The 6,904-nt window shown below is 63.9% G+C and carries 8 protein-coding genes and 1 pseudogene; 4 read left to right on the top strand and 5 right to left on the bottom strand.

Annotated elements, in window-relative coordinates; translation table 11 throughout:
• The coding region (locus A7D16_RS11340; protein WP_153043145.1) for an IS110 family transposase at positions 1–449 on the bottom strand (449 nt) is incomplete at its 3' end.
• Positions 450–1,167: 718 nt separating this feature from the next.
• Here A7D16_RS11340 and A7D16_RS21525 point away from each other — a divergent pair.
• Positions 1,168–1,497, top strand: a pseudogene (locus tag A7D16_RS21525) (IS3 family transposase); the annotation flags it as partial.
• 104 nt (positions 1,498–1,601) lie between these two features.
• Here A7D16_RS21525 and A7D16_RS11335 read toward each other — a convergent pair.
• From A7D16_RS11335 to A7D16_RS11320, 4 genes are all read right to left on the bottom strand, one after another.
• Positions 1,602–2,489 (bottom strand): TIGR01777 family oxidoreductase, encoded by an 888-nt coding sequence (locus tag A7D16_RS11335; RefSeq protein ID WP_064632720.1) that lies wholly within the window; start codon positions 2,487–2,489, stop codon positions 1,602–1,604.
• 375 nt (positions 2,490–2,864) lie between these two features.
• On the bottom strand, positions 2,865–3,458 hold the full coding sequence (locus A7D16_RS11330; protein WP_064632718.1) for a DUF4142 domain-containing protein: 594 nt from the start codon (positions 3,456–3,458) through the stop codon (positions 2,865–2,867).
• Between the two features lie 77 nt (positions 3,459–3,535).
• Complete coding sequence (locus A7D16_RS11325; RefSeq protein ID WP_064632729.1) at positions 3,536–3,811, bottom strand: hypothetical protein; 276 nt, start codon at positions 3,809–3,811, stop codon at positions 3,536–3,538.
• A gap of 43 nt (positions 3,812–3,854) precedes the next feature.
• Positions 3,855–4,136: a hypothetical protein gene (locus A7D16_RS11320; RefSeq protein ID WP_064632716.1), complete on the bottom strand. Its 282-nt coding sequence runs from the start codon at positions 4,134–4,136 to the stop codon at positions 3,855–3,857.
• 407 nt (positions 4,137–4,543) lie between these two features.
• On the opposite strand from A7D16_RS11320, the gene A7D16_RS23745 reads away from it, so the two are divergent.
• From A7D16_RS23745 to A7D16_RS11305, 3 genes are all read left to right on the top strand, one after another.
• A complete protein-coding gene (locus A7D16_RS23745) occupies positions 4,544–4,708 on the top strand; it encodes a hypothetical protein (protein WP_064632714.1) in 165 nt (54 codons plus the stop codon).
• An 88-nt stretch (positions 4,709–4,796) separates the two neighbouring features.
• Positions 4,797–5,891 carry a DUF3182 family protein gene (locus A7D16_RS11310; protein WP_064632711.1) on the top strand — a complete coding sequence of 365 codons (1,095 nt, stop codon included), beginning with the start codon at positions 4,797–4,799 and terminating at the stop codon, positions 5,889–5,891.
• On the top strand, positions 5,891–6,760 hold the full coding sequence (locus A7D16_RS11305; RefSeq protein ID WP_064632709.1) for an alpha/beta hydrolase family protein: 870 nt from the start codon (positions 5,891–5,893) through the stop codon (positions 6,758–6,760). Before A7D16_RS11310 ends, A7D16_RS11305 begins: the two co-directional genes overlap by 1 nt.
• Positions 6,761–6,904: the final 144 nt, after the last annotated feature.

Below are 6,904 nucleotides of genomic sequence, written 5' to 3'. Positions count from 1 at the left end.
ACATCGGTCAGTTGAGACAGCCGCTGGCGCTCCTGCTGCACCGTCGCCAACACCTGCGTGCGGCGCTGCTGGTACTCGCGCAGCTGACGGCGCCAGCCTTCCAGCGGCTGGTAGGGCGTGAGTGATACCACCATCGCCATCTGCGCCAACACACGCGCATCCAAGGTGTCGGTCTTGGCCAGTTGGCCGATGGCCTTGGCAAAGTCACGCGCTTGGCGAGGGTTCACACGCGCCACCGGCAGGCCGGCCGCATGCAGCGCATCCAGCGCTGCCAGTTCGTAGCCGCCCGTGGCCTCCAGCACCACTTGGTGCAGCTCCATGTGTCCCAGCCAGCTGCGCAGCTGGCGCAGACCTGCCGCCGTGTTGGGGAAGCGCCGCTCGCCTTTGCAGCCATGCACATGCACATCCAACCACTGCTTGCTGACATCGATACCTACGCCGTATGCCATGGAAAAACTCCGCTATGCTCGAAGGGTCGAGAGCTCTCCTGGGCTGCCCAGCCTGATCGTTACGAGTGCCAACTCCAGCAACTGTTCGGGCGTTTGCCAGGAGATCCCGGCGTGGCGACCTCGCTCTCCCGCGGTTGTTTAGACCTGTGGGTTATCGGTCGACCACGCCGGCTCTCGACACCTAATCTGGCAGATCGCCAAGAGATAAGGGGTTGGGGTGAGGGTGCGGGGCGAAGCCACTCACGCATTCGACAGCGCGACGCTTCGTTCAACCGCATGGTGCTCGGTCAGCAGCGCGACGCTCCGACCACCAAACCCCACGAGGCTGCGCCCGTACCCTCATCCGCCCCTGCGGGGCACCTTCTCCCGGCGGGAGAAGGGGATGATGCACCGCGCCACTGAAAGCCCCTCTCCTGCGGGAGAGGGGTTGGGGTGAGGGTACGGGGCAAAGCCACACGCGCATTCGACAGCGGGACGCTTCGTTCAACCGCATGGTGCTCGGTCAGCAGCGCGACGCTCCGACCACCAAACCCCACGAGGCTGCTCCCGTACCCTCATCCGCCCCTGCGGAGCACCTCTCCCGGCGGGAGAAGGGACTCTCCCTGCGCACCCGCACTACGCACGCGATGAGCGCAGCAAGGCCTACCGCATCCCCTCGACCAACTGTTTGGCGCCCGGGCGGATGCCGGTCTTGGCCGCGTCGTAGGCGCCAAGGCTGGTGCTGGATCAGGCAATCAAAAAACTGTCGCCCGACGCTCGGCCGCTGGTCCACTCTGACCAGGGATGGCACTACCAGCACGCGACCTACCGGCATCAGCTCGAACAGCACTGTCTGACACAAAGCATGTCCCGACGCGGCAACTGCCTGGATAACGCGGCCATGGAGAGCTTCTTCGGGACGCTGAAGTCGGAATTTTTCTACCTCAACCGCTTTGACAGCATCGACAGCCTGGAAGCCGGGCTGGTGGAGTACATCAGGTACCACAACGAAGACCGCATCAAGCTGAAATTGAAAGGCCTGAGCCCGGTAAGTACCGGCAACAGGCCACGCACGTCGTCTGATTGCCAACTGTCCAACTTTTGGGGGTCACTTCACCCCGGCGGCACGCAGCGCAGGCTGGCGTGCCGTCCGCCCAGCATCCTGGCTACCGCTCAGCGCTGCAGAATGGCGCGCAGCGCCGCGTCCAGGTGGGCGTACTGGAAGCCGAAGCCGGCAGCGAGCGCGCGTTGCGGCAGCACGCGTTGGCTGACCAGCAGCAGGTCGGCCATTTCGCCGAAGCCCAGCCGCAGCACGCCGGCCGGCAGCGCCAGCAGGGCGGGGCGGTGCAGCACCTGGGCCAGCGTGCGCGCGAAGTCGGCGTTGGTGACCGGGTTGGGCGCGGTCGCGTTGTAGGCGCCGGGCTCGCCGTGCTGCAGCAACCACAGCAGCAGCGCGACCATGTCGGCGCGATGGATCCAGCTCATCCAGTGGCGGCCATCGCCGAACGGCCCGCCGCCGCCGAAGCGGAATGCCGGCAGCATGCGGGCCAGCGCGCCGCCATCGCGGTCCAGCACGATGCCGGTGCGCACCCAGCTCACGCGCGGGCCGAGGGCGGCAATGGTATTGGCTTCGGCTTCCCAGTCGCGGCACAGCACGGCAGAAAAGTCGTCGCCGGCGGTGTCGGTTTCGGTCAACACGGTGTCGCCACGTTCGCCGTAATAGCCCACGGCCGACCCGGAAATCAGCACCGCGGGGCGCTGCGCGACCGGCTGCTGCGCGATCCAGTCATGCAACTGGCGGGTCATGCCCAGGCGAGATGCGCGGAAGCGCTGCTTGCTCGCATCGCTCCAGCGGCCGGCGGCCAACGGCTCGCCGGCCAGATTGATTACCGCATCGGCGCGCACGCCGTCCAGCGTGTCCACTGCGGTGACGCCCGGCAGCTTGCGGCTGGCGCGGCGCGGGTCGCGGGTCAAGACGCTGACCTTGTGCCCGGCCTGCAGCAATGCCGGGCACAAGGCCTGGCCGATGAAGCCGGTGCCGCCAGTGATGAGCAATTGCATGAGAGGCCCCTGGGCCGAATCGATGCGGCACGATAGGCCAGGGCGCAGCCAAGCGAGGTGAAGCTGCGCGGCGATGCATCGTGCACGCCGGCTGCATGTCGCGCTGTGGTCCCGGAGCGGCTGGCAACACAGGGTGAGCAGTCGTCACAAGGCGGAAGGCCCCGCCCAGGAGCCATGGCGCACCAGATCCTTATATGCCGATGCACTTCGGCGCCGATGCCAAGCGTTGTCGGGCCCGCCTCACGACTGCCCAGCACTTTGTCAGCCACTCTTAGGCCAAGACAAACGCATGGCCCAGGTACGCCGTTGCCGGCCCGCAAACGCAAACGCGCCGGGCGTGCCGGCGCGTTTGCAGGTAACGGCTTGATCAGTTGCTTACTTGGACGAAGACACCGCGTGGGCGCGTTCGAAATGTGCCGACACCACGCGGCGGGTCTCTTCCAGATGCTGTTTCACCGGTGCGCTTTCGGCGGCGGGCAGCAGCTCCGAATCGAGGATCTTGATGGTGTCGCCGTGGTCGATGACCATGTTGCGCATGAAGGCATTGCGGTACGCGTCCTTGCCATCGGGCAGGGTCAGGGTCTTGGACAGCGCTTCCACGGAGGCCTTGCCCTTGGCACGCATGGCGTCGGCGCGCGGGCTTTCCGCTGCACCGAGGGCCTTGGTCTTTTCAAGGTTGGCTTCGTGGTCGTGCAGCATCTGCTGCGCGAATTCGCCGGTGGCGCCGCCCAGATCCTGTTCGATGGCCTGCTTGGCGAGCGCAATCTCGTTCTCGTCGATGGCTGCCAGCACGCCCAGCACTGCGGCATCCCCCTTGGCCAGTTCGGTCGCGCCGCTGCCGCTGACCGGTGCAGCGGTCGGTTCCGGCGACACTGCCGGGGCAGTACGCGACGCATCGCCACCGGGACGATCGCAAGCAGTAAGGGTGAGCATGGCCAGCAGCGAAGCAGTAACGAGCGTGGATTTCATGGATGTCCTGGAATGAATCGGCAGTGCCGCTGGGTGTATGCAACGGAGCCGCTATGCGGCTCCGGGGAATGCGTCGATCAGGCCCATTGCGGCTGGGCGACGGGCGTTATGCCCAATGATCTGGCTGGAATCTTCGGAGCGCGCACTGCGTCCTGCGCACTGCGACAGGTGCGTGCCATGCGTGCCGTGCGTTCGCGGATCAGCGCGTGTTCGCTGGTGGGGGCGCTACCCAGCAAACTGGCGACGTGGAAGCCAAGGATTTCCTCCGCGCGGTCGCCCTGGTCGCTGACGATGTGCGGAACCAACCGCTCCAGTCGTTCCAGCTCCTGCTGCACTTGATACGGGGTTTTCATGACGATCTCCAATGAAAAACAGGTATTGCTCGGTACTGCGTACTCAACTATTGCGCGTGCCCAGACGCTGCCAGCAATCGGTGGCTAGCTGTTCGTAGTTGGACTGGGTGTTGGACGAAATGAAGTGGTGCTCCAAGCGGTCGCGGAACAGGCGCAGACGTTCCTGATCACTCGATCGCGGTGCCTGCAAATAGATATCGCAGGCCATTTTCACCACCGGGGACAACTCGCTGAACTTGCCCGAGCCGAGGTTGCCCTGGGCGTGCCGCGCCTGCCAATGCGCGATTTCGGCTTGTACATCGATGACGGATGGATCTCTGCTCATGACTTGAGGTGTTCCGGGATAAACAAACTTGACGTGCAGGGTAACTGCGGGTATGTCAACGAATGATCATCGAACCCGACCATTGCAGCGCTGTGCGCCGGTGCAGGCTTAATTGGTCAGACTGGTCCGGCGTTTCTACACGCTATGCATGCAGGTGTATCTACGTGATTACATGAAGCACGCGATGACTCCGTGGCCATGGCGTTGATGGCAAGGCGGCCACGTTTTCGCACGCCAGCTCACCGTAACGGATTGCGCCTTGCACGCTGTGAAAGCGCCTCGATGCAAAATCACACGCGCAGTCGCTCACGCAGTGCTGCATTTCACGGAAGATTCTGAACTGCTCCACACCTGTGTAACGTCGCATCCTTAAGCTGTGTGGTGATGTAATGGAAAGAGTACTGAGGATGCAGGACAGCAAAAGCAGTGGTGGTAAGCCGCACCATGCCAGCGGCACTCCCGAAGCGCGGGTGTGGTGGCATGCCTTGGTGGAGCTGCGTGGTGGGCGTGTTGCCATCAGTTTGATCGTGGTGGTGCTGATCGTGCTGGGCCTGTATCTGGCATTGAAATAGCCGTATCGCGCCACTGCGCCGTCCTTTCCGTTCCCCAGCTGCGATGAGGCCAGCAACGACGCGCGGCCTAGCCGCAGGGGGAGAGGTCATGGCTCAGACGCAGTATCGGCAGGTGCGTGGGCACGCTACGCGCCTGGTGGCCGAGCATGGGCATGAACGCGCCACGCATGCATGGGTATGCAGCGAGATCGCCAGGTTGTTGGGCGCGCGCGATGCCGGGGTTGCGGGCGATGGCCTCATCGAGGTTGGAACATTTCATGTGCCCGACGACACGCTCACCACCACGCAAGCACGTGGCCTTGGCATTCGTGGCGCGGGCGATTTGCTTGGTGGGATCGTTCCGCATGCGTTCCTTGCCACCAAGGTGATCGGTCACCCGCTGGTGACCGACGATGCCGCCTGTCTTGCGGGGTGGGATCAGGCGTTGGCTAAAGCATTGATTCCGGCAACGCTACCGGGCTACACCGTGTTTTCGCACCCGGATGCGGTACATGCGTGGCAGGCGTTATCGAGCGGCGGGGAAGTGCGCCTGAAACTGCCCACCGGTGTGGGTGGCAACGACCAGTGGCGCATTGCCGATACAGTACATCTGATGCAGGTGTTGGATAGCCTGCCCGAGGACTATCTGGGCACGCACGGCGCGGTGTTGGAGCGCAATATCCTGCAGCCATTGACCCACAGCGTGGGCGAACTGTGTGTCGCCGGCATCAGGATCGCGTATTACGGCACCCAATGCAGCGTGCGCAATGCAGACGGCGGCGATGTCTATGGCGGCTCGTCGCTGCGCGTGTATCGGGGATCGCTGGAGGCGCTGATGGCGACCGCACTGCCGCCGCTGGAGCAGCGTGTGGTCGAACAGGCCTGCAGATACGATCGATTCATCACTGCTGCTTATCCTGAGCTGCAGATCTCGCGGCGTAACTACGATGTGGTCAGCGGCGAGGATGCCAGCAACACGAGGGTGTGCGGCGTGCTTGAACAATCCTGGCGGATCGGTGGCGCCACGCCCGCCGAGCTCGCTGCAATTGGCGCGTTCCAGCACGATCCTGCATTGCAGTGGGTGAGTGCCTCCACCCATGAGATTTATCAGGGCGAGCCGCCGGCCGACGCGCAGATCTACTACCGCGCAACGCAGCCCGGGCCGGGGCCGCGCTACAAATACAGGAGGGTCGCTACGACGTAATGGAAGCCAAACTTTCCAGCATCGATATCCCGGTCGGCAACGACGCACTCAGTGGCACCTTGCTGACGCCCTCAGGCATGCCTGCGGTCCTGTTCGTACATGGCTGGGGCGGCAGCCAGCACCACAGCCTGGTACGAGCACGCGAGGCCGCGGGCCTGGGGTGCATCTGCATGACCTTCGATCTGCGTGGCCATGAGGGCTATGCATCGATGCGCCAGACCGTCACACGCGCGCAGAACCTGGACGACATCAAGGCCGCTTACGATCAGTTGGCGAGCCTGCCGTACGTGGATGCGCAATCGATCGCGGTGGTCGGCCTGAGTTACGGCGGTTATCTGTCCGCGCTGCTGACGCGCGAGCGCCCGGTGGAATGGCTGGCGTTGCGTTCGCCGGCGCTCTACAAGGATGCGCATTGGGACCAACCCAAGATCAGCCTCAATGCCGACCCGGAGTTGATGGCATATCGCCAGCAGCGCATGGCTCCGCAGGACAACATCGCCCTGGCCGCCTGCGCTGCCTACAAGGGCGATGTGCTGTTGGTGGAAGCCGAACACGATGTGATCGTGCCGCATCCGGTGCTACACAACTATGCGGAGGCCTTCGTGCAGGCACGTTCATTGACCTCACGGGTGATTGCTGGCGCCGATCATGCGCTGAGCATCAAGGAACACCAGCAGCAATACACGCGTGCACTCATCGACTGGCTGACAGAAATGGTGGTCGGCCGTCGCATTGCGCTGGCCAAGGAAGTGGTGGCCACGCGCAAGCAACTGCTCAAGGACCAGCAAGGCGCTGCTGCGACGCCGTCGGGACAGGTCGCTCCCGCATTCCGCGGCAATATCCGTGCGGTGGAAAAGACTTCAGGTTGAGGGTCCGTGACGAGCTGAGGCGCATGCAGTGGCGATGGCCACCGCGCATGCATCGTTCTCGCGGTGTTGCAACGTGCAGCGCGCTTGGCGTTGCCTTGTGCGAATGCGTGGCGTGAGATGCATGCCGGCATCGATTTGCCTTGC

The organism is Xanthomonas nasturtii (genome assembly GCF_001660815.1).
GTDB classification, from domain to species: domain Bacteria; phylum Pseudomonadota; class Gammaproteobacteria; order Xanthomonadales; family Xanthomonadaceae; genus Xanthomonas; species Xanthomonas nasturtii.
This window is presented reverse-complemented; position numbering and strand designations above follow the sequence as displayed.

What these genes read in the sequence shown, in the direction of transcription:
- A7D16_RS23745 (WP_064632714.1), top strand. Translation starts at nt 4,544, where the DNA reads ATGCAGGACAGCAAAAGCAGTGGTGGTAAGCCGCACCATGCCAGCGGC.
- A7D16_RS11310 (WP_064632711.1), top strand. Translation starts at nt 4,797, where the DNA reads ATGGCTCAGACGCAGTATCGGCAGGTGCGTGGGCACGCTACGCGCCTG.
- A7D16_RS11325 (WP_064632729.1), bottom strand. Translation starts at nt 3,811, where the DNA reads ATGAAAACCCCGTATCAAGTGCAGCAGGAGCTGGAACGACTGGAGCGG.
- A7D16_RS11320 (WP_064632716.1), bottom strand. Translation starts at nt 4,136, where the DNA reads ATGAGCAGAGATCCATCCGTCATCGATGTACAAGCCGAAATCGCGCAT.
- A7D16_RS11305 (WP_064632709.1), top strand. Translation starts at nt 5,891, where the DNA reads ATGGAAGCCAAACTTTCCAGCATCGATATCCCGGTCGGCAACGACGCA.
- A7D16_RS11335 (WP_064632720.1), bottom strand. Translation starts at nt 2,489, where the DNA reads ATGCAATTGCTCATCACTGGCGGCACCGGCTTCATCGGCCAGGCCTTG.
- A7D16_RS11330 (WP_064632718.1), bottom strand. Translation starts at nt 3,458, where the DNA reads ATGAAATCCACGCTCGTTACTGCTTCGCTGCTGGCCATGCTCACCCTT.